Below are 26,779 nucleotides of genomic sequence, written 5' to 3'. Positions count from 1 at the left end.
GTCACTCCACCGTTACGGATTTCGCCAGATTGCGGGGTTGGTCCACATCCGTACCCTTGGCCACTGCGGTATGATAGGCTAGCAGCTGCGCCGGAACCGAATACAGGATCGGTGCCAGGCTGGGATGAACGTGAGGCATCCGGATGATGCTCCAGACGCCATCCTCGGCCTCGGCGATGCCATCGTCGTCCGATACCAGAATGACCTTGCCCTTGCGCGCCATCACTTCTTGCATGTTCGATACGGTCTTGTCGAAGACCGCATCGCGCGGGGCCATGACAACCACCGGCATATGTTTGTCAATCAAGGCAATGGGGCCGTGTTTCAATTCACCCGATGCATAACCTTCGGCGTGGATATAACTGATTTCCTTGAGTTTCAGCGCGCCTTCCATCGCCAACGGGTACATCAACCCCCGGCCCAGAAACAGAACATCGCGGGCCTCGGACAGGCGCTGGGCGGACTTCTTGATTTCCCGGTTTTGATCCAGTGCGCTGTTCAGGGCGGTCGGCAGACCGCGCAGCGCCGCGGCATGATCGGCCAGTTCCTCATCTGTCAGGGTGCCGCGGTCTGCCGCAGCCTTCAGGGCAAGCATCAGCAAAACGCTGAGCTGACAGGTGAACGCCTTGGTCGAGGCCACGCCAATTTCGACCCCTGCATGGATCGGCAAAGCGATATCGCTTTCGCGCGCGATCGAACTTTCGGGGACATTGATAACCGACACGATCTTATCAGCCTTGCCCTCGCAATATCGCAGGGCAGCCAGCGTGTCGGCGGTCTCGCCCGATTGACTGACAAACAGGGCCGCCGTGCGACCCGGGATCGGCGGTTCGCGATAGCGGAACTCGCTGGCGATATCGACTTCGACCGGCATTTTCGCCAGTTGTTCAAACCAGTACTTCGCCGTCAGGCAGGCATAGAAGGCGGTGCCGCAGGCGACCATGGTCAGGCGGTCCAGCTTGGTGAAATCCAGATCACCAGGAAGCACAACGTCGTCCCCGCCGGTGGGCAGATAGGACTGGATTGCCTCGGCCACTACGACGGGCTGTTCGGCGATTTCCTTGGCCATAAAGTGCTTGTGACCAGCCTTGTCAGCCTGCGCCTGATCCAGCTTGATCTGGCGTGTTTCACGGTTGGCCAGCTCTCCGGCTTCGTTGCGGATTTCCAGCGATGTTCGGGTCAGCACGGCCCGGTCACCTTCCTCAAGATAGGTGATCCGGTCGGTCAGCGGTGCCAGGGCAATGGCGTCCGAGCCCACGTACATTTCGCCATCCCCATGACCGACGGCCAGCGGCGACCCCTTGCGGGCCGCAACAATCAGGTCGTCTTGACCATCGAACAGGAAAGCCAGCGCAAAAGCCCCCTTGAGCCGGTCAATGGTCTTATAGGCGGACTCGACCGGTGACAGGCCGGATTTGAGGTAATGCTCGGCCATCAAGGCCACCGTTTCGGTATCCGTTTCGGTGACGAAGTCGACGCCATGTTCGGCCAGCTCGGCTCGCAACTCGCGATAGTTCTCGACGATACCGTTGTGCACGACGGCCACGGGACCGGCTTTGTGTGGATGTGCGTTTGTCACCGAGGGCGCGCCATGGGTGGCCCAGCGGGTATGGCCGATACCGGATTTTCCGGGCAGGGGATCATGCACCAGCAGATCGCTGAGGTTGACCAGTTTGCCCACTGCCCGCCGACGCCCCAGGGCACCGTTGTTAACCGTGGCGATACCGGCACTGTCATAACCGCGATATTCCAGCCGTTTCAGGGCTTCGACCAGAATCGGGGCGGCTTCGTGTTCACCCAGTACACCTACAATTCCACACATGGTCTCAGGCTCCTTTGTCGCGGCGAGCCTTCTTCGCCTTCAACATGTCAAACAATTTACGCGCATATCCCGGTTTGTTGTCCTGTTTGGCGCGCGCCACGGCCAATGCGTCGGATTCCACATCACGCGTCACCACGGTTCCGGTCGCCGTCATTGCGCCATCGCCCAAGGTCACCGGGGCCACAAGCATGGTGTTCGAGCCGACAAAGACATTCTCGCCAATCGTGGTCCGATGCTTCATCACGCCGTCATAGTTGCAGGTGATCGTACCCGCCCCGATATTCGAGGCCGCGCCGACCGAGGCGTCGCCGATATAGCTGAGATGGTTGACCTTGGCGCCTTCGGCGATTTCGGCGTTCTTGACCTCGACAAAGTTGCCGATGCGGGTGTTTTCAGCCAATTCCGCGCCTGGGCGCAGGCGGGCATAGGGCCCAACAATTGCGCCACGGCTGACGTGGCAACCTTCCAGATGTGAAAAGGCGCGGATCGTTGCGCCACTTTCGACTGTCACGCCGGGGCCGAAAACCACGTTGGGTTCGATCACCGTGTCGCGTCCGATCACCGTGTCAGCGGCGAGGTAAACGGTCTCGGGGGCCATCAGGGTGACGCCCAGATCCAGCAGTTCGGCGCGCGCATTGGCCTGAAACACCGCATCCGCCGCCGCCAGATCCGTGCGTGAGTTCACGCCCAGCGTTTGCGCTTCGTCACAGGCCACTGCCGTGACCTTCAGGCCGCGATTGCGGGCGATTTCGACGACGTCTGTCAGGTAAAACTCTTTGGCCGCATTGTCATTGCCCACTGCGTCGATCAGCGCAAACAGCGTTTCCGCGTCGCAGGCCAAAAGACCCGAGTTGCAGAAGGTTATCGCACGTTCCTGATCTGTCGCCTCTTTGAATTCCACGATCCGTTCAAGGCTGTCACCGTTCATCACCAACCGGCCATAGCGGGCGGGATTGGCGGCCTCGAACCCCAGAATGACCAGATCATTCTTTGCCCGCGCGGCGATCATGCGTTCCAGCGTGTCGGGCTGCAAAAACGGAGTGTCGCCATATAGAACCACGACGTCGCCTGTGAAACCGGCCAGCGCGTCGCGGGCCTGCGCCACGGCGTGTGCGGTTCCAAGTTGCTCTTCCTGCATTGCAATTTGGGCCGAGTCATCCTCGGCCGCTGCGACCTTGGCCACTGCGTCGGACCCGTGGCCGGTGACGATCACGGTGCGTTCGGGCGACAGGACAGCCCCTGCGCGCATCGCGTGAACCAGCATCGGTGCCTGGGCGATCGGGTGCAGAACTTTGGGGATATCCGAATTCATCCTGGTGCCTTTTCCGGCGGCAAGGATGACAAGGGCAGTGCTCATGAATTCGTTTTCTCTTTGTGTTTTGTTGTTGCCCGTTTTATCCGCTGAGGGCAAAGGCGCAAGCGGTTCGGCCATCAAACAACATTGCCGTTTGCAACATCTTATGGCGGGAACCTGCCGAGCAAGGAGATAATATGCGCACGGTCATCTTCGATCTGGACGGCACTTTGGCAGATACTTCCGGTGATTTGCTGGCTGCGGCCAACCATTGTTTCCGCGACATGGGGCATGGCGATGTGCTGGCCCAGGGTCAGGACGCGGGCGTTGCACTGCGCGGTGGGCGGATGATGCTGACCCACGGGTTAAAGCGGGTCGGCGCATATGACGAGCAGACCGTTCTTGCCTATTACCCGATGCTGCTTGAGGCCTATTCGCAAGCCATCGACACCCACACGCAGTTCTACCCCGGCGCGTTGGAGGCGGTTGAGGGCTTGAAAGCCGCAGGCTACGGCGTGGGTATTTGCACCAACAAGCCCGAGGCGCTGGCCCATCAGTTGCTGACCCAAATGGGCGTGCGCGACCAGTTTGCCTCGCTTGTGGGGGCCGATACGCTGCCGGTGCGCAAACCCGACCCCGAACCACTGCGTGAGGCGGCGCGCCGGGCGGGCGGGCATCCCGATCAGTGTGTGCTGATCGGCGACTCGGACACTGACCGCAACACGGCACGGGCCGCTGGCGTGCCATCTGTGCTGGTGACCTTCGGCCCGTCCGGCGATGACATGGCCGCGCTAAAGCCCGAAGCCCTGTTGCACCATTTCGACGATCTGCCCGAGTTGGTGGCCGGGCTGATCGGTGCGGTGGCGTGATCTCTTGACCCGAAACAATTGCAGCATCACAACATCCCTATGACCGAGATATTCACTGGCAGTTTCACCCAGCAAGAACCCATCCCCGACGAGGCGATCGAGGCCGCCTTGACCGTGCTGCGCCATGGGCGTTTGCACCGATACAATGTCACACCCGGAGAGTTGGGCGAAACCGCGCTGCTTGAACAGGAGTTCGCGGCGCAGATGGGGGCGAAATACTGCCTGGCGGTTTCGTCCGGCGGATACGCGCTGGCGACTGCTCTGCGTGCGGTTGGCGTGCAGCCGGGTGATGCGGTTTTGACCAACGCCTTTACGCTGGCTCCGGTGCCGGGGGCAATCGCCTCGGTCGGGGCACGGCCGGTGTTTGTTGGTGTGACCGACGGTCTGACGATTGATCTGGATGATCTTGCGGTGAAGCTGGATCAAGCGCGGGTGCTGATGCTCAGCCATATGCGCGGGCATCTGTGCGACATGGATCGGCTGATGCAGATGTGCGATGCGGCCGGTGTGATCGTGATCGAGGATTGCGCCCACACGATGGGTGCCGCCTGGAAAGGCCAGCTGTCGGGGCGTCAGGGGGCCATCGGTTGCTATTCGTGCCAGACCTATAAACACGTCAATTCCGGTGAGGGCGGCCTGCTGATCACCGATGACGAAGAACTAGCCGCCAAGGCCACGATGCTGTCGGGGTCTTACATGCTGTACGAACGTCATCTTGCGGCGCCGGGGCCTGAAGTGTTCGAGCGGATCAAATACACGACGCCCAATGTATCAGGTCGAATGGACAACCTGCGCGCCGCTATTCTGCGCCCTCAGCTGCGCGATCTGGAACGGCAGGTGCAACGTTGGAACGAACGCTATGTCGAGATCGAGACCGGCTTGCGGGGCACCCCGGGCCTGACCATCGTTGAGCGCCCAGAAGGCGAAATTTACGTGGGTTCGTCCATCCAGTTCCTGTTGCTGGACTGGTCGTCAGAGCGCATCGCCGAGGTGATCGGGCGCTGTGGTGCGCGGGGGGTTGAGCTGAAATGGTTCGGTGGGGCCGAGCCGACGGGGTTCACCTCACGTTATGACAGTTGGCGTTATGTCGACAGTACGCCATTGCCAGCTAGCGACCGTGTGCTTGCCGGAATCATGGATATGCGTGTGCCGCTGACCTTTTCGGTGGAAGATTGCCGCCTGATCGCGCGTATTATCCGGGTCGAAGTCGGCGCAGTTTTCCAGTCTTAATCCAACGGAGCGCGCCTTTGGCGCACGCTTGATTGTTGTTGCGTCGCTTGGTTCAAGCGACGCAATTCGTCATGGTCTATTGCCATGATCAGGATCGTTGACCGGTTGCGCGAAGGCTGTTATCAGTTTATTGAACAATTGTTCATTAATGCGGGGGAGGAGATCGCGTATGTTCACGTCTACCATGCAATTTGATCTGGGCGAGGACGTGAATGCCCTGCGTGAGATGGTGCACCGCTGGGCGCAAGAGCGGGTCAAGCCGATGGCGGCTGACATCGACGCCGCCAATGCGTTTCCAAATGAGCTGTGGAAAGAGATGGGTGATCTCGGGTTGCTTGGGATCACGGTGCCCGAAGAATATGGCGGGTCCGGGATGTCTTATCTGGCCCACACGGTCGCAGTGGAAGAGGTGGCGCGGGCCTCGGCCTCGGTTTCGCTGTCCTACGGGGCGCATTCGAACCTGTGCGTCAACCAGATCAAGTTGAACGGGACGGATGAACAAAGGGCCAAATACCTGCCGCGCCTGATTTCCGGGGATCATGTCGGTGCGCTGGCCATGTCCGAGGCATCAGCCGGATCCGACGTGGTGTCGATGAAGCTGCGCGCGGAAAAGCGCAACGATCACTATCGTTTGAACGGTAGCAAGTACTGGATCACCAACGGGCCGGATGCGGATACTTTGGTGGTGTACGCCAAGACTGATCCGGATGCCGGGTCCCGGGGGATCACGGCCTTTCTGATCGAAAAAGAGATGAAGGGGTTCTCGACCTCGCCCCATTTCGACAAGCTGGGGATGCGCGGGTCAAACACGGCTGAGCTGATCTTTGAAGATGTCGAGGTGCCGTTTGAAAATGTGCTGGGTGAAGAGGGCAAGGGCGTTGCCGTTCTGATGTCCGGTCTGGACTATGAGCGCGTGGTTCTGGCCGGGATCGGAACCGGGATCATTGCGGCCTGTTTGGACGAGGTCATGCCTTATCTGGCCGAACGCAAGCAATTCGGCAAACCCATCGGCAGCTTCCAACTGATGCAGGGCAAGATCGCCGACATGTATACGGCAATGAATTCCGCACGCGCCTATGTCTATGAGGTCGCCAAGGCCTGTGACCGGGGTGATGTAACCCGTCAGGACGCGGCAGCATGTTGTCTGTACGCGTCGGAACAGGGAATGGCGCAGGCGCATCAGGCGGTTCAGGCGATGGGCGGGGCCGGGTTCCTGTCGGATTCGCCGGTCAGCCGGATTTTCCGCGATGCCAAGTTGATGGAGATCGGCGCAGGCACCAGCGAGATCCGCCGGATGCTGATCGGGCGCGAAATGATGAGCGAGATGGTTTGAAGATGAAAACGCCCCACAGCCGAGGGAACTGTGGGGCGGTGTCGGAAAAGGATCAGAAGCGGTGCACGTAGGAAACGCCAATCAGCCACGGGTCGATTTTGGCTTTGCCGATATCGTTTCCGTTCAGTTTGACGTCCGAGTCGATATCGAACCAGCGCACGTTCAGACGCACGGCGCCCGCATCGGTGACCATATAGTCCAGACCGGCTTGCAGCGAGATACCGACGGAATTGTCGATGTCGAGTTTGCCAAGGGTGGATTTCGCGTCGTAGAAGACGGTGTAGTTCACGCCGGCACCGACATAGGGCAACCATGCGCTATTGGTCGGGAAGTGATAGTTCAGCGACAGGGTCGGTGGAAGCTGACGGACGCTTGCGATTTCGTTGCCGCCCAGCGAAATGTTGTGGCCAAACGGAGTCGCGGCCAGCAGTTCGATACCCAGATTGTCGCGCACAAAATATTCGGCGGTAAAGATCGGGCGCGTGCTTGCGTCGACATCAGCGTCAAGTCCAGCCAGTTTGCCATTATCGGATTTGGGCTTCAGGTAACCGACACCAACACCCACGGTCCAGTCGCCCTGAGACTGGGCAAAGGCAGGGGCAGCAAGGGCAACAAGCGCGGTCGAGAGCGTCAAAGCGGCGAGTTTTTTGGTCATATTTTTGCCTATGAATTTGTTGATGATTTGGTTTTGCATGGCCCGGATGTTGGCGACTCTGATCTGTATCAAGTTTCCGTGATCATCTGCGATTTTGCCTGTTCGGATGAATCCATAAAAATAAGGGATTTCAACCATGTATCCCACTAGGCGCATACCCGGTTTGCAACAAGATGGGGGCTGGGATGTTCCGCCACGGCTCAACATGGCGCGGCAGTGTTTGTCCCACCCACCGGACAGCCCGGCGATCATTGATCTGACCACTGCTGGGTGTGCGCGCGTCAGCTTTGGGCAACTGGGGCGCATGGCCGATGGTCTGGCCCGCGTGTTGCTCGGGCAGGTGCAGGCAGGTGACCGGGTGGGGGTCTTGCTTAGCCAGACGCCGTGGTGTGCGGCGGCGCATCTGGCGATCTGGAAGATCGGCGCGATCTCGGTGCCGTTGTTCAAGCTGTTCAAACATGACGCGATGGCCTCGCGCGTAGGGGATTCAGGGGCGCAACTGGTGGTGACGGATGCCGAGGGGGCCGATCTGCTGGGCGATCTGGCCCGGCCCTTGCTGGTGGATCAGGTTGCGCCTTCGGATGATCCGCTGCCGTTTGCCGATACCGGCCCCGAAGATCCGGCGGTGCTGATCTATACCTCGGGGACCACCGGCAGCCCCAAGGGCGCGTTGCACGGGCACCGGGTTCTGACGGGCCACCTGCCGGGCGTTTCGATCAGCCACAACCATCTGCAACCGGGCGATTGTCTGTGGACGCCCGCTGACTGGGCCTGGATCGGCGGTCTGTTCAACGTGCTGATGTCGGGGCTGGCGCTGGGCCTTCCAGTTGTCGCCGCCCGGCTGGAAAAATTCACCCCCGAGGCCTGCGCCGATGTGGTTGCGCGCGGCGGCGTGCGAAATGTGTTCTTTCCGCCTACGGCGCTGCGGATGCTCAAGGCGGCGGATCAGACGATCCCCGGCCTGCGCTCGGTTGCATCGGGGGGTGAGCCGCTGGGGGCCGAGATGTTGGCGTGGGGGCAGCAGGCGTTTGGCCTGACGATCAACGAATTTTATGGCCAGACCGAATGCAACATGGTGGCGGCGTCCTGCGCCGAGGATTTCCCCGCGCACCCCGGCTGCATTGGCAAGCCGGTTCCGGGGCATGAGGTGGCGGTGATAGATGACGACGGTGTGCCGACGGATCAGGAAGGCGACGTGGCCATCCGGCGCGGATCAGCCTCGATGCTGTTGGAATACTGGAACCGCCCCGAGGCGACGGCCGAGAAATTCCGGGGCGACTGGCTGATCACCGGCGACCGTGGCGTGTGGGAGGGGGAATACCTGCGGTTCGTGGGCCGCGATGACGACGTGATTACCTCCGCCGGATACCGCATCGGCCCCGCCGAGATCGAAGATTGCCTGCTGACCCATCCGGCGGTGGCGACGGTGGGCGTGGTCGGCAAGCCCGACCCGCTGCGCACCGAGATCGTCAAGGCGTATGTGGTGTTGAAACCGGGGGCCGAGGCCTCGGGGGCCGAGTTGCAGGAATGGGTCAAGGACCGTTTGGCGCAGTATTCTTATCCGCGTGAGGTCGCGTTTCTGGAGGAACTGCCAATGACGGTGACGGGGAAAGTGATCCGGAAGGAACTGAAGGCGCGGGCTATTGAGGAGTTGAGAGATTGATTTTTGGGAAGCGGAAATTACTGCTGGCCGTCGTAGCCAAGAGTGTCATTGTCACGCCAGCATACACACAAGCTGCCGAGCCTGAAAACTTTGACACGGTTGCGTTTTTGCAGGTTTGCACTGATCTCGTTCCGAATGTGCCTTTTGCTATTCCGATGGATGCGGAGTGCATCACGCAAGGCACCAAGATGTGTGATCTCGCTACGATGAATTCAGAACTCGAAACCTGCCTTGGAGAAGTAACGGAATGGATGAGCGAACAAATTGCAACGAATTGGTCGAAGCTTCCTGAAGACCTGAGACAGGGTCGCGAGAAACCTCCGACTGCTAAGGAACTAGCGAACGGCACTGGCATCGTCGTCAATGCCAAAAAGTTAGACAACTGTGAAACTGCTCAAATTGATGGTGTTTCGACGGAAAAAGCGTGTGCGTATTCTGATGCTTTGGCGGGTTGGCATGCGCTGAGGGTAGTGCAGCGGTCGGCCATGGAATACGATCAATAGCGGATAGGTGAAATGAAACTCAATTCCAAAGCCATGCCTGCCTCTGAAGGCTTCAAAGCAAACCGCACCGCCCATCTCGAAGCATTGGCGCATATATCCACCGCTGCCGAAGCGGCCCGTATGGGCGGGGGCGAGAAATCCCGCGCACGGCATGAATCGCGCGGCAAGATGCTGCCGCGGCGCCGGGTGGCGAACCTGTTGGATGCGGGGTCTCCGTTTCTGGAAATCGGGGCAACGGCGGCGCATGGGATGTATGGCGATGCCGCGCCTTGTGCCGGAGTTATCGCGGGTATTGGCCGGGTGCAGGGGCGCGAGGTCATGGTGGTGTGCAACGACGCCACCGTGAAGGGCGGCACCTATTATCCGATGTCGGTCAAGAAACACCTGCGCGCGCAGGAGATTGCCGAAGAAAACAACCTTCCGTGCATCTATCTGGTCGACAGCGGTGGTGCGAACCTGCCCAATCAGGATGAGGTTTTCCCCGACCGCGACCACTTTGGCCGCATCTTCTATAATCAGGCCCGGATGAGCGCGAAGGGGATCGCTCAGATTGCCGTGGTGATGGGCTCGTGTACGGCGGGCGGGGCCTATGTGCCCGCGATGTCGGATGTGACGATCATCGTGCGCGATCAGGGAACGATTTTTCTTGCAGGGCCCCCGCTGGTGAAAGCCGCGACCGGAGAGGTGGTCAGCGCCGAGGATCTGGGCGGCGGAGACGTGCATACGCGCCTGTCCGGCGTGGCCGATTACCTGGCCGAGGATGACGCCCACGCGCTGGCATTGGCGCGGCGGGCGGTCGAGTCGCTGAACCTGCGCAAGCCGCAGACCGTGGATTGGGCCAGCCCCGAAGACCCGGCCTATGACCCCGAGGAAATACTGGGCGTCGTCCCAGCGGACCTGCGTACACCCTATGACATCCGCGAGGTGATCGCGCGGCTGGTCGATGGCTCGCGCTTTGACGAATTCAAACCGCGCTTTGGCGAGACGCTGGTGACCGGGTTCGCCCATGTCAAAGGCTGCCCGGTCGGGATCATCGCCAATAACGGCGTGCTGTTTTCCGAGGCGGCGCAAAAGGGTGCGCATTTTGTAGAACTGTGCTCGCAACGCAAAATCCCGCTGGTGTTCCTGCAGAACATCACCGGCTTCATGGTCGGGCGGAAGTACGAAAACGAGGGGATCGCGCGGCACGGGGCCAAGATGGTGACGGCGGTGGCCACGACGAATGTACCCAAGATCACCATGCTGGTCGGCGGCTCATTCGGGGCCGGGAATTACGGCATGGCCGGGCGGGCCTATCAGCCGCGCTTCCTGTGGACCTGGCCGAACTCGCGGATTTCCGTGATGGGCGGTGAGCAGGCGGCAGGTGTGCTGGCCACCGTCAAACGCGACGGGATCGAGCGGCAGGGCGGTACGTGGTCGCCCGAAGAAGAGGCCGATTTCAAACGCCCCACGCTGGAGATGTTCGAGGAACAGTCGCACCCGCTTTATGCCTCCGCGCGGATGTGGGATGACGGCATCATCGACCCACGCAAAAGCCGCGAGGTGCTGGCCCTTAGCCTAAGCACCGCGCTGAACGCCCCGATTGAGGAGACACGTTTCGGCGTGTTCAGGATGTAGCGATGGCTGATCTATTTTGGTTTGAAGCCAGAAAAACGTACCGCGCTGCCTCCGACAAAATATTTGACGTCGACAGACAAGCCAACCGACCTGAGCGCCAGCAGCACCGTGCGGCCAGTTCCGAAATTACGTGTATACGCGCCGATCATCGTAAAATCCTGCGCGCCGTTCAGAAAAAACCGCTCGACCTGCGGCAAAACACCATCAAGGTAGAACCGATACAGTGGGCGAAAAGACCAACCAATTGGATCGGTCGCTTCGATCAAGGAAAAGGGTGCTCCGGGTTTCAGTATACGCTTCAACTGAGCGGCAAAAACCGCATGTTGCTGGGCATTGAATGTCTTGAGGCCAAATGTGGAAATCGCAAACTCGGCGGAGTCGCTCGGAAGGTTGGTTTCCAGCATGTTGGAGCAAAGATGGGTAATGCGGTCTTCCCGATCTTTGTGCAGCCTGTCAATTGCTTGCCGGTGCATTCCAGGGCTGATGTCAATGGCCGTGATGTTCTGCACGAGAGGAAATCTGGCAAACAAATGTGGCCACGCTTCGCCTGTTCCCGCCATCAAATCTACGCCGATAGCCGTTGTTTCAGCGGGCAGGTTAAGGCCGTTTATGCAGGCGCGCCGCCACGAACGAATGATCCCAAAAGACGCGACCGCGCTCCAGTTGCGGTAGGCACCAGAGCATCTGTCAAAGACACCTGCTACAAAATCGGGATCGTAAATGTCATCACTCATGCCTCGGAACGTGACGGGACAATTTTCGGAATGCAAGGGGTTGCCGATGTTCACTAAAATCCTGATTGCCAACCGTGGCGAAATCGCTTGCCGGGTCATGGAAACCGCGCAGCGGATGGGCGTCTCTTGCGTGGCTGTCCACTCGGACGTGGATGCCTCGGCCAAACATGTGCAGATGGCTGATGAGGCCGTGCATATCGGCAGGGCGGCCCCGGCTGAGAGCTATCTGAATGGCGCTGTGATCATTCAGGCCGCGCTTGAAACCGGCGCGCAGGCGATCCATCCCGGCTATGGTTTTCTGTCCGAAAACCCCGATTTCGTGGATGCGGTTGAGGCTGCGGGCCTGACCTTCATCGGCCCTTCGGCGGGGGCGATCCGCAAGATGGGCCTGAAAGACGCGGCGAAGGTGCTGATGGAACAGGCCGGGGTGCCCGTTGTGCCAGGCTATCACGGCGACAATCAGGACCCCGAGCATCTGGCCGGGGCCGCAGACACCATCGGCTATCCTGTTCTGATCAAGGCGGTCGCAGGGGGCGGTGGCAAAGGCATGCGGCTGGTCGAAGCGCCTGAAGATTTTGCAACCGCGCTGGACAGTGCCCGGTCCGAGGCGCGCACTGCTTTTGGCAATGATGCTGTTTTGGTCGAAAAATTCGTCTCCAAACCACGCCATATCGAAGTGCAGGTGTTTGGCGACGGCACCCATGCGGTGCATCTGTTCGAACGCGACTGCTCGTTGCAGCGGCGGCACCAGAAGGTGATCGAAGAGGCTCCGGCCCCCGGGATGACGGCCGAGATGCGGGCTGCGATGGGGCAGGCAGGCGTCCGCGCGGCTGAGGCTATTGGATACAAGGGGGCAGGGACGGTGGAATTCATCGTCGATGCCTCGGATGGGCTGCGCCCGGACCGGTTCTGGTTCATGGAGATGAACACGCGCCTGCAGGTCGAACATCCGGTGACCGAAGCGATAACGGGCGTTGATCTGGTCGAATGGCAGTTGCGCGTCGCTTCGGGTGAGACGCTGCCGATGCGTCAGGACGATCTGACCATCACCGGACATGCGTTCGAAGCCCGGCTTTATGCCGAGGACGTGCCCAAGGGGTTTCTGCCCGCCACGGGCACCCTGACGCATCTGCAATTCCCCGTTGGTTGCCGTGCCGATAGCGGCGTGCGCGCAGGCGACACAATCAGCCCGTGGTATGACCCGATGATCGCCAAGGTGACCGTACACGGCCCGACACGGGCGGTGGCATTGGAACAGTTGCACAGCGCGTTGCGTCGGACCGAGGTTGCGGGCACCGTCACCAATCTTGCCTTTCTGGGTGCGTTGACGCGGCATCCGGGATTTGCGTCAGGGGACGTTGATACGGGGCTGATCGGACGGGATATCGAAGGGTTGGCGCAGGATGTGCCGGTTTCGGCCCGGGCCTGTGTGGCTGCTGCGATGACGGCGCTTGATCTGGTCGAAGTCCGGCAAGAGACCGGATTTTCCCTGTGGGCCCCACTGCATCGGGCGGTTCAGCTGATGGCCGAGGATGTGATTGATCTGGATGTGCAGGTAGAGGGGCCGGACCGTCAGGTGTGGCAGGTCGGCACAGAGGTTATCGTCGCCGAACGTGGCGGCAATGTCTGGACCATCGGCGGCGTTGCGATGCCGCCGGTGTCGGTCTCGGGGGGGCGGATCACCGTGCTCGAACATTATGGGCAGGTGTTCGACATCGTCGATCCGCTGGACCGTGATGCTGGCGCTGCGGGTGATACCAATGTGGTCGAAGCCCCCATGCCCGGTTTGGTCAAGGCTGTGTTCGCCGCAGTGGGGCAGCCGGTGAAAGAAGGCGACCGTCTGGCCATTCTGGAGGCGATGAAGATGGAACACTCACTATTGGCCGCACGCGATGGCGTTGTGGCCGAGGTGTTGACATCAGACGGGTCGCAGGTCGAAGCCGGTGCCGCCTTGGTTCGGTTGGAGGAGGAATGACCTGTCCCGATCCCGCACAACGTGGCACAGTCAGTTTGAAAGCAGCAAACAGGGAAGGGCGCAGGCATGAATGATCGGGTCGAAATTTTTGAGGTAGGTCCGCGCGACGGGTTGCAGAATGAACAGCGCGCGATTCCGGTGGCCGAAAAGGTGGCTCTGGTCGATTGCCTGTCCCGCGCCGGGTTCAACCGGATCGAGGTGGCCAGCTTTGTCTCACCCAAATGGGTGCCGCAAATGGCTGGCAGCGCGGATGTGCTGGCCGGGATTACACGGGCCGGTGGGGTGCGCTATGGCGCGCTGACGCCGAACATGCGCGGTTATCAGGACGCCCTGACGGCCAAGGCTGATGAGATTGCCGTATTCGCGTCAGCCTCGGAAGGGTTTTCCAAGGCCAATATCAACGCGACGATTGCCGAATCCATCGAACGGTTTACCCCCATCCTTGAGGCCGCGCGCCATATTGACTTGCCGGTTCGCGGATATGTGTCCTGCGTCACCGATTGCCCCTATGACGGTCCGACATCCCCCGAAAAAGTGGCCGAGATTGCGGATCAGCTGTTCTCGCTCGGGTGTTACGAGGTCTCTTTGGGCGACACGATTGGACAAGGGACGCCGGATAAAATCGCCCATATGCTGCTGGCGGTGCGCGAGCGTGTGCCAGTGACCCGTCTGGCGGGCCATTTCCACGACACCAACGGGCGTGCCATCGACAATATCGACGCGGCGCTGGCGTTGGGGGTGCGCACCTTCGACGCGGCGGTTGGCGGTTTGGGCGGGTGCCCCTATGCGCCTGGTGCGGCCGGGAATGTCGCCACCGAGGCTGCGGTGGCGCACCTGGAGCGGCTTGGATATGAAACCGGGTTGGATCTGGCGATTGTGGAAGAAGCCGCGCAAATGGCACGGGACATGCGGGCGGACTAAGGAATGAACATGTTTCAAACGATCTCGGTGACGACGGATGCGCGCGGGGTGGCGACGCTGACCCTTGACCGCGCGGAAAAGCACAACGCCATGTCGGCTCTGATGATCGCAGAGCTGACCCAGGCGGCTGCGCAGCTGGGGGCGGACGATACGGTGCGCGCCGTGGTCCTGACTGGCGCAGGTCAGACCTTTTGCGCCGGGGGCGATCTGGGCTGGATGCGGGATCAGATGGCGGCGGACCCCGATACCCGCTTTGTCGAGGCGCGCAAGCTGGCCGAGATGTTGCAGGCTTTGAATACGCTGCCCAAACCCCTGATCGGTGCACTTCAGGGGAACGCCTTTGGGGGCGGCGTCGGGCTGGCTTCGGTTTGTGATGTGGCCATTGGTGTGGAAACCCTGAAAATGGGCCTGACCGAGACGCGGCTGGGCCTGATCCCGGCCACGATCGGGCCGTATGTCATCGCCCGTATGGGCGAGGCGCGCGCGCGGCGGGTCTTTATGTCGGCCCGATTGTTTGATGCGGGCGAAGCGGTTGGCCTTGGGCTTTTGGTGCGGGCTGTTCCGGCCAGCGATCTGGCTGATGCGGTCGAAGCCGAAGTTCTGCCGTACCTGTCCTGCGCGCCGGGGGCCGTTGCCTCGGCCAAGGGTTTGGTGCGGACGCTGGGGCCCCGCATTGACGATGCCGTGATTGATCAGACGATCCGCGCGTTGGTGAATCGTTGGGAAACTGATGAGGCCCGAGAGGGAATCGATGCCTTCTTCGACAAGCGAAAACCTGCATGGAATAGTAAGGTTTAGACGATAACCACGCCCCGGCTGCGAATGGAATCACCTTGCCGGGGCTGTGTGTCTTGGCAAGCGGAATAATAGCCCTCTGCGCGTTTGTGTTCGGTTGACCCTCTGACCCGGCGGGGATAGAGAATGTCCAGTCAACACGCCAATTGACGGCGCTCCCATTTGGGGTATGCGCAGGAAAGGAGCTATTCGTGGAAGACCTGTTGCGGGAATATCTCCCGATCCTGGTGTTTCTGGCCGTTGCTGTCGGCCTTGGAATCGTCCTGATTCTGGCGGCAGTCATACTGGCCGTCCGTAACCCCGACCCTGAAAAGGTCAGCGCATATGAATGCGGTTTCAACGCGTTCGATGATGCACGGATGAAATTCGACGTCCGGTTCTATCTGGTCGCGATTCTCTTCATCATCTTCGATCTGGAAATCGCGTTTCTGTTCCCCTGGGCCGTCGGCTTCAAGGACATCAGCGATGTGGGCTTCTGGTCCATGATTGTGTTCCTGGGCGTTCTGACCATCGGCTTTGCCTATGAATGGAAGAAGGGGGCCCTGGAATGGGAGTGATGACGGGTGCAAACACCGCCGGCGTCGACAAAGAAGTCGCCACCCAGGCCCTGAATGCCGAGTTGCAGGACAAGGGTTTCCTGCTGACCTCGACCGAGGATATCATCAACTGGGCCCGTACCGGGTCGCTGCACTGGATGACCTTTGGTCTGGCCTGCTGCGCGGTTGAGATGATGCACACCTCGATGCCGCGTTACGATGCGGAACGGTTTGGCATCGCCCCGCGCGCCTCGCCACGCCAGTCGGACGTGATGATCGTGGCGGGAACGCTGACCAACAAGATGGCCCCGGCGCTGCGCAAGGTTTACGACCAGATGCCCGAGCCGCGCTATGTGATCTCGATGGGGTCCTGCGCCAATGGTGGTGGCTATTACCACTATTCCTATTCCGTCGTCCGCGGATGTGATCGCATCGTCCCCGTCGACATCTACGTGCCCGGCTGCCCTCCGACGGCTGAGGCGCTGCTGTATGGTCTGATGCAGTTGCAGCGCAAAATCCGCCGCACCGGCACCATCGTACGCTGAGGGAGAGAGTTGATGAGCGAAGCACTCAAAGAACTCGGCGCACAGCTGGAGCTGAAGCGGGCCGATTGCGTCTTGTCCTGGGATGTCACCCTGGACGAGCTGAACGTCGATGTCGCCCCGTCAAACCTTGTGGAATTTGTCGAGTTTCTGAAATCTGATCGCAATTGCCAGTTCTCGTCCTTGGTGGACATCACCGGCGTCGACTACCCGGAACGGGCGAAACGGTTCGACGTGGTTTATCACTTCCTGTCGATGTATCAGAACCAGCGCGTCCGCCTGCGGGTGTCGATCCGCGAAGAAGATATGGTTCCCTCGCTCGTCGATGTGCACCCCTCGGCCAACTGGTTCGAGCGTGAGGTGTTCGACATGTTCGGCATCCTGTTCTCGGGCCATCCGGATTTGCGGCGCATTCTGACCGACTATGGGTTCCGTGGCTATCCGCTGCGCAAGGATTTCCCGACCACCGGCTATACCGAGGTCCGATACGACGAAGCGCAAAAGCGCGTGGTCTACGAACCTGTAAGTCTTGTGCAGGAATACCGTCAGTTTGATTTCATGTCCCCTTGGGAAGGCGCGAATTACATTCTGCCGGGGGATGAAAAGCAGGAGTCTGAGTAATGGGTGGCATCTGGTGGCTGATCCTATCTGCGCTGACCATCATTCCGATGGTGAAGATATTGCCGTTTTTCGGGATCAACAGATACTGGTGCCTTCTTTGTCTGGTCCCGTTTGGCACGATCGCGTTGCTGTGGTGGGTCGGGCTGAAGCTGCAAGAGTTGGAGCGCCGCTGAGATGATGGGTGAGTTGATCATTCTGGGCGCGCTGGGGGTGCTGCTGGCCGGGGCTGCGGCCAAGGCGCTTGAGGCGGAAAAGGTCCGGGTTCGGGCCGAAAAGAAGAAGAACGAGAGGGGACGTCGTTGACAGATCCGACAACCTTGATCCAAGCGTTCTGGAGTTTTGAGGACTTTAGTCCTTGGTTGCTCTGGGGGCTTAGCCTGAGCGGCGTTCTAGGAATGGCGTTCTGTCTGCGCGAGTTGAAGTATCCTGTTTGGATGGCATTCTTGGGGTTTATGCCGATGGTTGCCTTACCAGCGTATTGTCTGATTGCGATGTTGATGCTTCATCGAAAACGAATTGAGAGACTATGATGGACGGCTCCAAATACGATGACGGCAGCACGGACGCGCTGAGCGGAGAACAGAAGATCCGCAACTTCAACATCAACTTCGGCCCGCAACACCCTGCGGCGCACGGCGTTCTGCGTTTGGTGCTTGAGCTGGACGGTGAGATCGTCGAACGTTGCGATCCGCATATCGGCCTGCTGCACCGTGGTACCGAAAAGCTGATGGAAAGCCGGACGTATCTGCAAAACCTGCCGTATTTCGACCGTCTCGATTACGTGGCGCCGATGAATCAGGAACATGCCTGGTGTCTGGCCATCGAAAAGCTGACCGGGGTCGAGGTGCCGCGCCGGGGTTCGCTGATCCGGGTGCTGTACTCTGAGATCGGGCGCATTCTGAACCACCTGCTGAACGTGACCACGCAGGCGATGGACGTCGGCGCGTTGACCCCGCCACTGTGGGGGTTCGAGGAACGCGAAAAGCTGATGGTGTTCTATGAACGCGCTTGCGGTGCCCGCCTGCACGCGGCTTATTTCCGCCCCGGTGGCGTGCATCAGGACCTGCCGCCCGAGCTGCTGGACGATATCGAGTCTTGGAGCCACGAATTCCCGGCCGTCATGGACGACATTGACGGGCTGCTGACCGAAAACCGCATCTTCAAACAGCGTAACGCTGATATTGGTGTGGTGACCGAGGAAGACATTCAGAAATACGGTTTCTCGGGCGTGATGGTGCGCGGATCGGGTTTGGCCTGGGATTTGCGCCGCGCGCAGCCCTATGAATGCTATGATGAGTTTGAATTCCAGATTCCAGTCGGCAAGAACGGCGACTGCTATGATCGCTATCTGGTGCGCATGGAAGAGATGCGCCAGTCGCTGCATATCATCCGTCAGGCCATCGCCAAGATTCGCGACTGCCCCGGTGACGTTCTGGCCCGTGGCAAGATCACCCCGCCGAAACGCTCGGACATGAAGACCTCGATGGAAAGCCTGATCCATCACTTCAAACTGTACACCGAAGGGTTCCACGTCCCTGCCGGCGAGGTTTATGCCGCCGTCGAAGCCCCCAAGGGCGAATTCGGCGTCTATCTGGTCGCCGACGGCACCAACAAACCCTACCGCGCCAAACTGCGCGCGCCTGGGTTCCTGCACCTGCAAGCCATGGATCACGTTGCCAAGGGCCACCAGCTGGCCGACGTTGCCGCCATCATCGGCACCATGGATGTCGTATTTGGAGAGATTGACCGCTAATGCTCCGCCGTCTGCACCCAGAACAACCCGAAAGCTTTGCCTTTACCGCTGCGAACCAGCAATGGGCCCAAGCGCAGATTACCAAATTCCCCGAAGGCCGTCAGGCCAGCGCGGTTATCCCGCTGCTGTGGCGCGCGCAGGAACAAGAAGGCTGGCTGAGCCGTCCGGCGATTGAATCTGTCGCTGACATGCTGGGCATGGCCTATATCCGCGTGCTTGAAGTGGCCTCGTTCTATTTCATGTTCCAGCTGCAACCGGTTGGGTCCGTTGCGCATATTCAGGTTTGTGGCACCACGTCCTGCATGATCTGCGGCGCAGAAGACCTGATCGCGGTCTGCAAGGAAAAGATTGCCGCGAAACCCCATGCCCTTTCCGACGACGGCAAGCTGAGCTGGGAAGAGGTTGAGTGTTTGGGGTCGTGCTCCAACGCGCCGATGGCGCAAATCGGCAAGGACTATTACGAAGACCTGACGGCCGAAAGTTTCGGTAAGATCATCGACGATCTGGCGGCGGGCAAAGTACCGGTGCCCGGCCCGCAGAACGGGCGCTATGCGGCAGAGCCACTGAACGGGCTGACCAGTCTGGTCGAACATGACGCGGGAAAACCCAAATACAATGCAAGTGTCGATCTGGCGACCGATCTGGGTGATACAGTCAAGCGGATTGACGGAACCGAGGTGCCGATCCTGACCCCGTGGCTGGGTAAAGACGGCAAGGCTGCGGCCACGCAGACAGCTCCGCAGCCCCCCAAGGCCCCGGCACCCGCCAAACCCGCAGTGAAACAGGCGGAAGAGGCCAAAAAGGCCGAAGCTGGCGAAAGCCAGCCGGAAACGCTGACCAGTGCGCGGGATGGCAAGCCCGATGACCTGAAGCTGTTAAAAGGTGTTGGCCCCAAGCTAGAGCAGACGCTGAACGAGCTGGGGTTCTATCACTATGATCAAATCGCAGCCTGGGCGCCCGAAAACGTGGCCTGGGTTGATGCGCGGCTGAAGTTCAAGGGCCGGATCGAACGGGACGGCTGGCTGGAACAGGCCGCTAAACTGGCGGCAGGTGAAGAAACCGAATTCGCCAAACGTGCCAAGGAAGACGGCACTTACGAAGACTAAGAAAGATGGTGCCCATTCGGGCATCAAGGTGAGATGGACAAGGACACAGAACAGGCCATAGCCCGAAAGGGCCGACATATCGGGGTGGTCATCGCTGTGACCATGCTGATTTGGCTCGCCATGAACCTGTTTATCGGCCCCGCGTTGGAATTGTCGGCGCGCCATGCGCTGCTGTTTGATTTTGCCGCTCTGGCAGGATTCATTTATGCGGGCGTCAACATTTTTCAACTCTGGCGCATGCGCCAGGATAGCCAAAGGTAAGCTAGCGATGCTGAAGGATCAGGACCGGATCTTTACCAACATCTACGGGATGCATGAGCGCACGTTGAAAGGCGCGCAAGCCCGGGGGCATTGGGACGGCACTGCTGGCCTGATTGGAAACGGGCGCGACTGGATCATCCAGACGATGAAGGATTCGGGGCTGCGTGGTCGTGGTGGTGCGGGCTTCCCGACCGGATTGAAGTGGTCGTTCATGCCCAAGGAAAGCGACGGTCGCCCGGCGTATCTGGTGGTAAACGCAGATGAATCCGAACCCGGAACTTGCAAGGACCGCGAGATCATGCGCCATGATCCGCACACGTTGATCGAGGGTTGCCTGATCGCGTCTTTCGCGATGAATGCGCATACCTGCTATATCTACCTGCGCGGCGAGTACATCCGCGAGCGTGAGGCGCTGCAAGCCGCGATTGATGAGGCGTACGACTCGGGGCTGTTGGGTAAGAACGCGGCTGGCTCTGGCTGGGATTTCGACCTGTTCCTGCATCATGGGGCAGGGGCGTACATTTGCGGTGAAGAAACCGCGCTGATCGAAAGCCTTGAGGGCAAGAAGGGTATGCCACGCATGAAGCCGCCTTTCCCTGCGGGGGCGGGTCTTTATGGCTGTCCGACCACGGTGAACAACGTGGAATCAATCGCCGTTGTGCCGACGATCCTGCGGCGCGGGGCCGATTGGTTCGCAGGTTTTGGCCGTCAGAACAACGCGGGCACCAAGCTGTTTGCGATCTCGGGCCATGTGAACACCCCCTGCGTCGTCGAAGAGGCGATGTCGATTTCGTTCGAAGATCTGATCGAGACGCATTGCGGCGGTATTCGCGGCGGCTGGGACAACCTGCTGGCGGTGATCCCCGGTGGATCGTCGGTGCCATGCGTGCGCGGTGAAAACATGCGCGATGCGATCATGGATTTCGATTACTTGCGCAACGATCTGGGCTCGGGCCTGGGGACGGCAGCGGTGATCGTGATGGACAAATCCACCGACATCATCAAGGCGATCTGGCGGCTTTCGAAATTCTACAAGCACGAAAGCTGTGGCCAGTGTACGCCGTGCCGTGAAGGCACCGGCTGGATGATGCGGGTAATGGACCGTCTTGTGCGCGGCGAGGCGGAGCCGGAAGAGATCGACATGTTGTTCGATGTGACCAAACAGGTCGAAGGTCACACAATCTGTGCTCTTGGTGACGCGGCGGCCTGGCCGATTCAGGGCCTTATCCGCAATTTCCGCGAAGAAATCGAAGATCGCATCAAGGCCCAGAAATCGGGCCGCATGGGTGCAATGGCAGCGGAGTAAACCCAATGGACGTTTTCGCAGATTATGGCCACGCAATTGCGTCTGTGGTGATTTTCACCCTGGTCGTCCTGTTTTTGGCGCCATTCTCGGCACTGGCCAAACAGGGCAAGGGGCTGGCGCCCGGGGCGACGCCTGAACAGGACTATGCCGATAACGCCTATCGTCTGAACCGGGCCTATCTGAACGGCACAGAAACCCTGCCTGCTTATGCGGCGGTCACGGTCGCGGCAATCCTGATGGGGGTCAGCCCGTTCTGGGTGAACGTGCTGGCGTCGGTCGCTTTGGCGGCGCGTATGGTCATGTTGGTCGTCCACATCCGCGGTATCGGCAAACCCAACAGCGGCTTGCGCTCGGTGCTTTATGTGATCGGTTGGGCGTGCATGTTCGTGATGGGGATCATGGCATTGGTGGCTGCATTCTGATGATGGCACGTGGTGATAAGCGTTTGGCAAAGTTCAGACAAATGAACATTCGTATTCCTGCCGTTGGCGCACTGGTGGCGCTGTCGATTGTTGCAGGTTGCGGGACGGTTACTTCGTCGAGTGATCGGGTCAACTTTGACGGACAGTCCTTTCGGGCCAAGGCCAAAGTCGTCGACAAAAAAGTGTCGCGAACCGACTTTACGGTCGTCGTCAAAGGCGTGTCCGCATCGCTGGATGGCGCGCGCGAGGCTGGCCGGTATGAAGGGATCAAATTCTGTATCGCGAATTTCGGCTCTTCCCGAATTGTGTGGAAGGTTGGGCCCGATACTGAACCCAAAAATCTTCGTATCAGTGATGACAAACTGACATTTGCAGGCACTTGCCAACGGCCATGATGCGGGATTCGTCATATCACACAGGGGCGCGTGCGTTGTTATTGCATAGCAACGCGGCTGTCCGTCGTCTTGGGTTTCCCAAGACGAAAGGATCTATCATGTGTGGTGTGAAAACGATTGCTCTGCTGACTTGTGTGGCTTTGCCCGCAATGGCCGAAGCCAAACCGCCCTTGCGCGATGTCAAGGAGATCGACGACGAACTCTATTACATCGGCATCGCAAATGAAATTTCGGAATACTGCCCGTCGATCAGCGGGCGTCGACTGAAGGCGATCGGGGTGATGTGGGGACTGAAGTCAAAAGCAAACAAACTGGGGTATTCGGACAGTGAAATCCGGGCCTATGTGGACTCGGATGCCGAAAAGGACCGGATGCGCGCCAAGGGCGAGCAGTATCTGGGCCGCCACGGTGTCTCTTACGATGACCCCAATTCATTCTGCACGCTGGGACGGGCAGAGATTGAAAGAAACAGCGCCATAGGCGTTTATTTGAGGGCGAACTAGACCATGTCTGACCTCCGTAAGGTAAATATCGACGGGCAGGAAATCGAAGTCGATGGCGCGATGACCCTGATTCAGGCTTGTGAGCAAGCCGGGGTCGAGGTGCCGCGGTTTTGCTATCACGAACGCCTGTCGATTGCCGGAAACTGCCGGATGTGCCTGGTCGAGGTTGTTGGCGGCCCGCCGAAACCTGCGGCGTCCTGCGCCATGCAGGTGCGTGACCTGCGGCCCGGCCCCGAAGGGCAGGCCCCGGTGGTCAAGACGAACTCGCCCATGGTCAAGAAGGCCCGCGAAGGTGTGATGGAGTTTCTGCTCATCAACCACCCGCTGGATTGCCCGATCTGCGATCAGGGCGGCGAATGTGATCTGCAGGATCAGGCAATGGCCTATGGCATGTCTGGCACGCGGTTCAAGGAAGCCAAGCGCGCGGTTGACGATCTGGATCTGGGGCCGTTGGTCGGCACGGCGATGACCCGCTGCATCAGCTGTACCCGGTGCGTGCGTTTCACGACCGAAGTCGCCGGGATCACCCAGATGGGTCAGACCGGACGCGGCGAGGATGCCGAGATCACCTCATATCTGAACCAGACGCTGGATTCGAACATGCAGGGCAACATCATTGACCTGTGTCCGGTGGGTGCGCTGACCTCGAAACCTTATGCCTTTACCGCGCGCCCGTGGGAGCTGACCAAGACCGAATCCATTGATGTAATGGACGCGCTGGGGTCGAACACCCGCGTGGACACCAAGGGTCGCGAAGTGATGCGCTTTCTGCCACGCAACCACGACGGTGTGAACGAGGAATGGATCAGCGACAAGACCCGCTTTGTCTGGGACGGTCTGCGCCGTCAGCGGTTGGATAAGCCTTATGTGCGCGAAAACGGTAAGCTGCGCCCGGCCACCTGGCCCGAAGCGCTGACCAAGGCGGGCGAGGCGCTGAAGGGCGCTGAAAAACCCGCAGGGATCGTGGGTGATCTGGCCCCGGTCGAAGCGGTTTTTGCCCTGAAGCAGATGATCGAAGGGCAGGGCGGTGTTGTCGAATGCCGCACCGATGGTGCCAAGCTGCCTGCGGGCAATCGCAGCGCTTATGTCGGAACCGCCGCAATTGAAGACATCGACACAGCCGAGCGTATCCTGCTGATCGGAACCAACCCGCGCGATGAAGCGCCGGTTCTGAATGCGCGTCTGCGCCGGGCCTGGGCCAACGGGGCCGAGGTGGCATTGGTCGGTCCGTCCGTCGATCTGACCTTCGAATACCACCACATCGGTGATGACCGCGCGGCGTTGCAGCAGGTTGTCGATATGGGCGGTGATGATGAGATCAAGGCCAAACCCTCGCTGGTCATCGTCGGGCAGGGCGCGCTGCAAGAGGCGGATGGCGCCGCTGTTCTGGCGGCTGCGCAAACCATAGCCGCAAATACGGAAAGCGGGCTGATCGTTCTGCATACCGCTGCCGCACGGGTCGGTGCTTTGGACGTGGATGCCACCAACGAGAACGGCCTGGATGCCATCAATTCAGCGGATGTGATTTACTGCCTGGGCGCGGATGAGGTCGAGATCGGCGAAGGGGCCTTTGTGATCTATCAGGGCAGCCATGGTGACCGGGGCGCACACCGCGCTGACGTGATCCTGCCATCTGCTGCCTACACCGAGGAAAACGGGCTGTTCGTGAACACCGAAGGCCGTCCGCAATTGGCGATGCGTGCCGGGTTTGCCCCGGGTGAAGCCAAGGAAAACTGGGCCATCCTGCGGGCCTTGTCGGCCGAACTGGATGCCGTGCTTCCCTATGACTCGCTGGCGCAGTTGCGCACCGCGTTGATTGCGACGGTCCCGCATCTGTCCCGCATTGACAAGGTAATCGAAAACGAGGTGCAACCGCTGCCTGCAGCGCCGCTGGGCAAGGCCACTTTCCGCAACACGGTCAAGGACTTCTACCTGACGAACCCAATCGCACGCGCATCGCAACTGATGGCGGAATTGTCGGCGCAGGCTTTGGCCCGCAAGAACCAGAAGATCGCTGCGGAATGAGGCGGACCTGTCTTATAACGCACAACGACACGCGGGCTGAAATACGTGGTGCGGTCGTCGAAGAAATGCGCAAGAATCTCAATAAAAAGGGTGGCGTATGGGCGGCGGATGCTGTTTACACCAACGCGCCGACCCAGCCGCTGTTCGCGCAGGCACATGGCCTTCGTATCGCACGCGGAAAACGGAATACCCACGGTGTGAGGACCAATGGCTGATTTCTTTAACACCCCAGGCGGAATAGCCATCATCATTCTGGCGCAAGTGCTTGCAGTTGTTGCGTTTGTGATGATCTCGCTGTTGTTCCTCGTGTATGGCGACCGCAAGATTTGGGCCGCCGTTCAGATGCGGCGCGGCCCGAACGTGGTCGGCATCTATGGCCTGCTGCAGTCGGTGGCCGATGCGCTGAAATATGTGGTCAAAGAGGTGGTGATCCCTGCAGGGGCCGACCGCACGGTGTTCATCCTTGCTCCGCTGACCTCCTTTGTTTTGGCCATGATCGCTTGGGCGGTGATCCCGTTCAATGACGGCTGGGTTCTGTCCGATATCAATGTCGCCATCCTCTATGTCTTTGCCGTGTCCTCATTGGAGGTTTATGGCGTGATTATGGGCGGTTGGGCGTCGAACTCAAAGTACCCGTTCCTGGGCTCGCTACGCTCTGCCGCGCAGATGATTTCATACGAAGTCTCGATCGGGCTGATCATCGTTGGTGTCATCATCTCGACCGGGTCGATGAACTTTGGGGCGATCGTACATGCGCAGGACGGCTCGTTCGGGTTGTTCAATTGGTACTGGTTGCCGCATTTCCCGATGGTCTTTTTGTTCTTCATCTCGGCGCTGGCCGAAACCAACCGCCCGCCCTTTGACCTGCCCGAGGCGGAATCGGAACTGGTCGCAGGCTATCAGGTCGAATATTCGGCCACGCCCTTCCTGCTATTCATGGCGGGTGAATACATCGCCATCTTCCTGATGTGCGCCCTGACCACGCTGCTGTTCTTCGGCGGCTGGCTGTCACCGATCCCCGGCTTGCCGGATGGCGTCCTGTGGATGGTCGGCAAGATGGCGTTCTTCTTCTTCCTCTTCGCGATGGTCAAGGCGATCACGCCCCGCTACCGCTATGACCAGCTGATGCGACTGGGTTGGAAAGTGTTCCTGCCGTTCTCGCTGGCCTGGGTGGTATTCGTGGCCTTCGCGGCGAGGTTTGACTGGTTCTGGGGTGCGTTTGCGCGTTGGAGTGTCGGGGGATGAGGGTGCGTCTGCGAAATCTGTTGGTGGTTTTCACGATGGTTATTGCGGGCAGTGTTGCAGCCGAGGACGCGGAACCCCTGGAACAACGGAGTTTACTGGAATTGGCACGTGGGTTCTGCGGGCCAGAAGTCGAGGTTCTATCTGAATACGCTGACGAAGTTTTACAAAATCTCGCAGAGCATACAGGCGGGCTTGATCCACGGATTGATCCGGCACAGCACGCAGCGTTCGATAAATATGCAGTCGGTGTTATTGTGATGGCATGGCAGGCCGGTGACATGGCGGTTTACCGGAGTCACCTAGCCAATGGTGAACCGATTTCAAATGATATGCGGGGAAAATCCGAAGCACTTCTAAGCCTGTCCGAATGTCTTTGGCTGACACAGGAAGACCGGGCGTTTCTGCAAGCTTTCGTCGAATGGGGTATTGAATCCGGGAAGATTCCAGACACTGCGACAGTCGGTGCTTTGTTGAATACGGTTGATCTGGGCGAGTGTATTCGCCAGCGCGAATTCGATAACCGTGTACTGGCGATTGATCCCAATGCAACGGATGCTAAAGAGCAGATGATCGAGATAGCCAGCGAAATCGCGGCAGAAATCGGGGGGCGCTGTGATGAGTTGTCCAAGTTGCCATTTCAGAGGAAGTCCTAG

General features: G+C 59.7%; 29 protein-coding genes. 25 read left to right on the top strand and 4 right to left on the bottom strand.

Annotation, left to right across the window (positions count from 1 at the left end; all coding sequences use genetic code 11):
* Nucleotide 1 precedes the first annotated feature (1 nt).
* A complete protein-coding gene (glmS, locus tag JT51_RS03600) occupies nt 2-1,822 on the bottom strand; it encodes a glutamine--fructose-6-phosphate transaminase (isomerizing) (RefSeq protein WP_037307906.1) in 1,821 nt (606 codons plus the stop codon).
* 4 nt (nt 1,823-1,826) lie between these two features.
* Nucleotides 1,827-3,179, bottom strand: a complete 1,353-nt coding sequence (glmU, locus tag JT51_RS03595) for a bifunctional UDP-N-acetylglucosamine diphosphorylase/glucosamine-1-phosphate N-acetyltransferase GlmU (protein WP_037309424.1) — start codon at nt 3,177-3,179, stop codon at nt 1,827-1,829.
* Between the two features lie 134 nt (nt 3,180-3,313).
* Between glmU and JT51_RS03590 the strand changes: the two genes are divergently transcribed.
* The 3 genes from JT51_RS03590 to JT51_RS03580 all read left to right on the top strand — a co-directional run bounded on the left by JT51_RS03590 (nt 3,314) and on the right by JT51_RS03580 (nt 6,548).
* Nucleotides 3,314-3,985 (top strand): HAD-IA family hydrolase, encoded by a 672-nt coding sequence (locus JT51_RS03590; RefSeq protein WP_037307903.1) that lies wholly within the window; start codon nt 3,314-3,316, stop codon nt 3,983-3,985.
* A gap of 39 nt (nt 3,986-4,024) precedes the next feature.
* Complete coding sequence (locus tag JT51_RS03585) at nt 4,025-5,215, top strand: DegT/DnrJ/EryC1/StrS family aminotransferase (RefSeq protein WP_037307900.1); 1,191 nt, start codon at nt 4,025-4,027, stop codon at nt 5,213-5,215.
* 169 nt (nt 5,216-5,384) lie between these two features.
* The gene (locus tag JT51_RS03580) at nt 5,385-6,548 is read left to right on the top strand and encodes an isovaleryl-CoA dehydrogenase (protein ID WP_037307897.1); all 1,164 of its coding nucleotides are present in this window, start codon (nt 5,385-5,387) and stop codon (nt 6,546-6,548) included.
* A gap of 52 nt (nt 6,549-6,600) precedes the next feature.
* On the opposite strand, the gene JT51_RS03575 is transcribed toward JT51_RS03580, so the two are convergent.
* The gene (locus JT51_RS03575) at nt 6,601-7,203 is read right to left on the bottom strand and encodes an OmpW/AlkL family protein (RefSeq protein WP_037309418.1); all 603 of its coding nucleotides are present in this window, start codon (nt 7,201-7,203) and stop codon (nt 6,601-6,603) included.
* A 136-nt stretch (nt 7,204-7,339) separates the two neighbouring features.
* Here JT51_RS03575 and JT51_RS03570 point away from each other — a divergent pair, with 136 nt between their 5' ends.
* Genes JT51_RS03570 through JT51_RS03560 form a run of 3 tightly spaced genes read left to right on the top strand, consistent with a single transcriptional unit; the run spans nt 7,340 to nt 10,986 of the window.
* Entirely contained in the window at nt 7,340-8,866 is a 1,527-nt protein-coding gene (locus JT51_RS03570; protein WP_037307894.1) for an AMP-binding protein, read from the top strand.
* Entirely contained in the window at nt 8,863-9,369 is a 507-nt protein-coding gene (locus tag JT51_RS03565) for a hypothetical protein (protein ID WP_037307891.1), read from the top strand. Before JT51_RS03570 ends, JT51_RS03565 begins: the two co-directional genes overlap by 4 nt.
* A 12-nt stretch (nt 9,370-9,381) precedes the next feature.
* A complete protein-coding gene (locus tag JT51_RS03560; RefSeq protein WP_037307888.1) occupies nt 9,382-10,986 on the top strand; it encodes a carboxyl transferase domain-containing protein in 1,605 nt (534 codons plus the stop codon).
* Between the two features lie 11 nt (nt 10,987-10,997).
* Here the strand turns inward: JT51_RS03560 and JT51_RS03555 are convergent, their stop codons facing one another.
* Nucleotides 10,998-11,720, bottom strand: coding sequence for a class I SAM-dependent methyltransferase (locus JT51_RS03555; protein ID WP_037307886.1), 723 nt, complete (start codon nt 11,718-11,720; stop codon nt 10,998-11,000).
* A gap of 46 nt (nt 11,721-11,766) precedes the next feature.
* Here JT51_RS03555 and JT51_RS03550 point away from each other — a divergent pair, with 46 nt between their 5' ends.
* The 19 genes from JT51_RS03550 (at nt 11,767) to JT51_RS03460 (ending at nt 26,779) form a co-directional block, all read left to right on the top strand.
* Nucleotides 11,767-13,695 (top strand): acetyl/propionyl/methylcrotonyl-CoA carboxylase subunit alpha, encoded by a 1,929-nt coding sequence (locus JT51_RS03550; protein WP_037307884.1) that lies wholly within the window; start codon nt 11,767-11,769, stop codon nt 13,693-13,695.
* Nucleotides 13,696-13,761: 66 nt separating this feature from the next.
* The gene (locus JT51_RS03545) at nt 13,762-14,616 is read left to right on the top strand and encodes a hydroxymethylglutaryl-CoA lyase (protein ID WP_037307881.1); all 855 of its coding nucleotides are present in this window, start codon (nt 13,762-13,764) and stop codon (nt 14,614-14,616) included.
* Nucleotides 14,617-14,625: 9 nt separating this feature from the next.
* Nucleotides 14,626-15,414, top strand: a complete 789-nt coding sequence (locus JT51_RS03540) for a crotonase/enoyl-CoA hydratase family protein (protein ID WP_037309415.1) — start codon at nt 14,626-14,628, stop codon at nt 15,412-15,414.
* A gap of 188 nt (nt 15,415-15,602) precedes the next feature.
* On the top strand, nt 15,603-15,968 hold the full coding sequence (locus tag JT51_RS03535) for an NADH-quinone oxidoreductase subunit A (protein ID WP_037307878.1): 366 nt from the start codon (nt 15,603-15,605) through the stop codon (nt 15,966-15,968).
* Nucleotides 15,959-16,492, top strand: a complete 534-nt coding sequence (locus tag JT51_RS03530; protein ID WP_037307875.1) for a NuoB/complex I 20 kDa subunit family protein — start codon at nt 15,959-15,961, stop codon at nt 16,490-16,492. Before JT51_RS03535 ends, JT51_RS03530 begins: the two co-directional genes overlap by 10 nt.
* Before the next feature lie 12 nt (nt 16,493-16,504).
* The gene (locus tag JT51_RS03525) at nt 16,505-17,110 is read left to right on the top strand and encodes an NADH-quinone oxidoreductase subunit C (protein ID WP_037307872.1); all 606 of its coding nucleotides are present in this window, start codon (nt 16,505-16,507) and stop codon (nt 17,108-17,110) included.
* Complete coding sequence (locus JT51_RS22055; protein ID WP_037307870.1) at nt 17,110-17,283, top strand: hypothetical protein; 174 nt, start codon at nt 17,110-17,112, stop codon at nt 17,281-17,283. Before JT51_RS03525 ends, JT51_RS22055 begins: the two co-directional genes overlap by 1 nt.
* Before the next feature lies 1 nt (nt 17,284).
* Nucleotides 17,285-17,413 (top strand): hypothetical protein, encoded by a 129-nt coding sequence (locus tag JT51_RS22335; RefSeq protein ID WP_268745978.1) that lies wholly within the window; start codon nt 17,285-17,287, stop codon nt 17,411-17,413.
* Entirely contained in the window at nt 17,410-17,640 is a 231-nt protein-coding gene (locus JT51_RS22170) for a hypothetical protein (RefSeq protein ID WP_037307868.1), read from the top strand. Before JT51_RS22335 ends, JT51_RS22170 begins: the two co-directional genes overlap by 4 nt.
* A complete protein-coding gene (locus tag JT51_RS03510) occupies nt 17,640-18,863 on the top strand; it encodes an NADH-quinone oxidoreductase subunit D (protein ID WP_200876059.1) in 1,224 nt (407 codons plus the stop codon). The genes JT51_RS22170 and JT51_RS03510 overlap by 1 nt, the downstream gene beginning before the upstream one ends.
* The gene (nuoE, locus tag JT51_RS03505) at nt 18,863-19,969 is read left to right on the top strand and encodes an NADH-quinone oxidoreductase subunit NuoE (RefSeq protein ID WP_037307862.1); all 1,107 of its coding nucleotides are present in this window, start codon (nt 18,863-18,865) and stop codon (nt 19,967-19,969) included. The genes JT51_RS03510 and nuoE overlap by 1 nt, the downstream gene beginning before the upstream one ends.
* Before the next feature lie 33 nt (nt 19,970-20,002).
* Nucleotides 20,003-20,230, top strand: coding sequence for a DUF5337 domain-containing protein (locus tag JT51_RS03500; RefSeq protein ID WP_037307859.1), 228 nt, complete (start codon nt 20,003-20,005; stop codon nt 20,228-20,230).
* A 7-nt stretch (nt 20,231-20,237) separates the two neighbouring features.
* On the top strand, nt 20,238-21,536 hold the full coding sequence (gene nuoF, locus JT51_RS03495) for an NADH-quinone oxidoreductase subunit NuoF (RefSeq protein WP_037307856.1): 1,299 nt from the start codon (nt 20,238-20,240) through the stop codon (nt 21,534-21,536).
* A 5-nt stretch (nt 21,537-21,541) separates the two neighbouring features.
* Nucleotides 21,542-21,958, top strand: coding sequence for an MAPEG family protein (locus JT51_RS03490; protein ID WP_037307854.1), 417 nt, complete (start codon nt 21,542-21,544; stop codon nt 21,956-21,958).
* 41 nt (nt 21,959-21,999) lie between these two features.
* Nucleotides 22,000-22,353, top strand: coding sequence for a hypothetical protein (locus JT51_RS03485; RefSeq protein ID WP_051927433.1), 354 nt, complete (start codon nt 22,000-22,002; stop codon nt 22,351-22,353).
* Between the two features lie 98 nt (nt 22,354-22,451).
* Nucleotides 22,452-22,856 carry a DUF5333 domain-containing protein gene (locus JT51_RS03480; protein ID WP_081894587.1) on the top strand — a complete coding sequence of 135 codons (405 nt, stop codon included), beginning with the start codon at nt 22,452-22,454 and terminating at the stop codon, nt 22,854-22,856.
* 3 nt (nt 22,857-22,859) lie between these two features.
* A complete protein-coding gene (gene nuoG, locus JT51_RS03475; RefSeq protein ID WP_037307850.1) occupies nt 22,860-24,881 on the top strand; it encodes an NADH-quinone oxidoreductase subunit NuoG in 2,022 nt (673 codons plus the stop codon).
* Between the two features lie 207 nt (nt 24,882-25,088).
* Nucleotides 25,089-26,126: an NADH-quinone oxidoreductase subunit NuoH gene (nuoH, locus tag JT51_RS03465; RefSeq protein ID WP_037307845.1), complete on the top strand. Its 1,038-nt coding sequence runs from the start codon at nt 25,089-25,091 to the stop codon at nt 26,124-26,126.
* A gap of 35 nt (nt 26,127-26,161) precedes the next feature.
* On the top strand, nt 26,162-26,779 hold the full coding sequence (locus JT51_RS03460; protein WP_152563287.1) for a hypothetical protein: 618 nt from the start codon (nt 26,162-26,164) through the stop codon (nt 26,777-26,779).

The organism is Ruegeria halocynthiae, from assembly GCF_000743705.1.
Taxonomy (GTDB): domain Bacteria; phylum Pseudomonadota; class Alphaproteobacteria; order Rhodobacterales; family Rhodobacteraceae; genus Ruegeria; species Ruegeria halocynthiae_B.
Note: the sequence above shows the minus strand (reverse complement) of the source record. Positions and strands in the feature narration are given on the sequence as shown.

Coding starts and splice junctions, on each gene's coding strand:
- glmS (WP_037307906.1), bottom strand. CDS start 1,822: ATGTGTGGAATTGTAGGTGTACTGGGTGAACACGAAGCCGCCCCGATT.
- glmU (WP_037309424.1), bottom strand. CDS start 3,179: ATGAGCACTGCCCTTGTCATCCTTGCCGCCGGAAAAGGCACCAGGATG.
- JT51_RS03590 (WP_037307903.1), top strand. CDS start 3,314: ATGCGCACGGTCATCTTCGATCTGGACGGCACTTTGGCAGATACTTCC.
- JT51_RS03585 (WP_037307900.1), top strand. CDS start 4,025: ATGACCGAGATATTCACTGGCAGTTTCACCCAGCAAGAACCCATCCCC.
- JT51_RS03580 (WP_037307897.1), top strand. CDS start 5,385: ATGTTCACGTCTACCATGCAATTTGATCTGGGCGAGGACGTGAATGCC.
- JT51_RS03575 (WP_037309418.1), bottom strand. CDS start 7,203: ATGACCAAAAAACTCGCCGCTTTGACGCTCTCGACCGCGCTTGTTGCC.
- JT51_RS03570 (WP_037307894.1), top strand. CDS start 7,340: ATGTATCCCACTAGGCGCATACCCGGTTTGCAACAAGATGGGGGCTGG.
- JT51_RS03560 (WP_037307888.1), top strand. CDS start 9,382: ATGAAACTCAATTCCAAAGCCATGCCTGCCTCTGAAGGCTTCAAAGCA.
- JT51_RS03555 (WP_037307886.1), bottom strand. CDS start 11,720: ATGAGTGATGACATTTACGATCCCGATTTTGTAGCAGGTGTCTTTGAC.
- JT51_RS03550 (WP_037307884.1), top strand. CDS start 11,767: ATGTTCACTAAAATCCTGATTGCCAACCGTGGCGAAATCGCTTGCCGG.
- JT51_RS03545 (WP_037307881.1), top strand. CDS start 13,762: ATGAATGATCGGGTCGAAATTTTTGAGGTAGGTCCGCGCGACGGGTTG.
- JT51_RS03540 (WP_037309415.1), top strand. CDS start 14,626: ATGTTTCAAACGATCTCGGTGACGACGGATGCGCGCGGGGTGGCGACG.
- JT51_RS03530 (WP_037307875.1), top strand. CDS start 15,959: ATGGGAGTGATGACGGGTGCAAACACCGCCGGCGTCGACAAAGAAGTC.
- JT51_RS03525 (WP_037307872.1), top strand. CDS start 16,505: ATGAGCGAAGCACTCAAAGAACTCGGCGCACAGCTGGAGCTGAAGCGG.
- JT51_RS22055 (WP_037307870.1), top strand. CDS start 17,110: ATGGGTGGCATCTGGTGGCTGATCCTATCTGCGCTGACCATCATTCCG.
- JT51_RS22335 (WP_268745978.1), top strand. CDS start 17,285: ATGATGGGTGAGTTGATCATTCTGGGCGCGCTGGGGGTGCTGCTGGCC.
- JT51_RS03510 (WP_200876059.1), top strand. CDS start 17,640: ATGGACGGCTCCAAATACGATGACGGCAGCACGGACGCGCTGAGCGGA.
- nuoE (WP_037307862.1), top strand. CDS start 18,863: ATGCTCCGCCGTCTGCACCCAGAACAACCCGAAAGCTTTGCCTTTACC.
- JT51_RS03500 (WP_037307859.1), top strand. CDS start 20,003: ATGGACAAGGACACAGAACAGGCCATAGCCCGAAAGGGCCGACATATC.
- nuoF (WP_037307856.1), top strand. CDS start 20,238: ATGCTGAAGGATCAGGACCGGATCTTTACCAACATCTACGGGATGCAT.
- JT51_RS03490 (WP_037307854.1), top strand. CDS start 21,542: ATGGACGTTTTCGCAGATTATGGCCACGCAATTGCGTCTGTGGTGATT.
- JT51_RS03485 (WP_051927433.1), top strand. CDS start 22,000: ATGAACATTCGTATTCCTGCCGTTGGCGCACTGGTGGCGCTGTCGATT.
- JT51_RS03480 (WP_081894587.1), top strand. CDS start 22,452: ATGTGTGGTGTGAAAACGATTGCTCTGCTGACTTGTGTGGCTTTGCCC.
- nuoG (WP_037307850.1), top strand. CDS start 22,860: ATGTCTGACCTCCGTAAGGTAAATATCGACGGGCAGGAAATCGAAGTC.
- nuoH (WP_037307845.1), top strand. CDS start 25,089: ATGGCTGATTTCTTTAACACCCCAGGCGGAATAGCCATCATCATTCTG.
- JT51_RS03460 (WP_152563287.1), top strand. CDS start 26,162: ATGGTTATTGCGGGCAGTGTTGCAGCCGAGGACGCGGAACCCCTGGAA.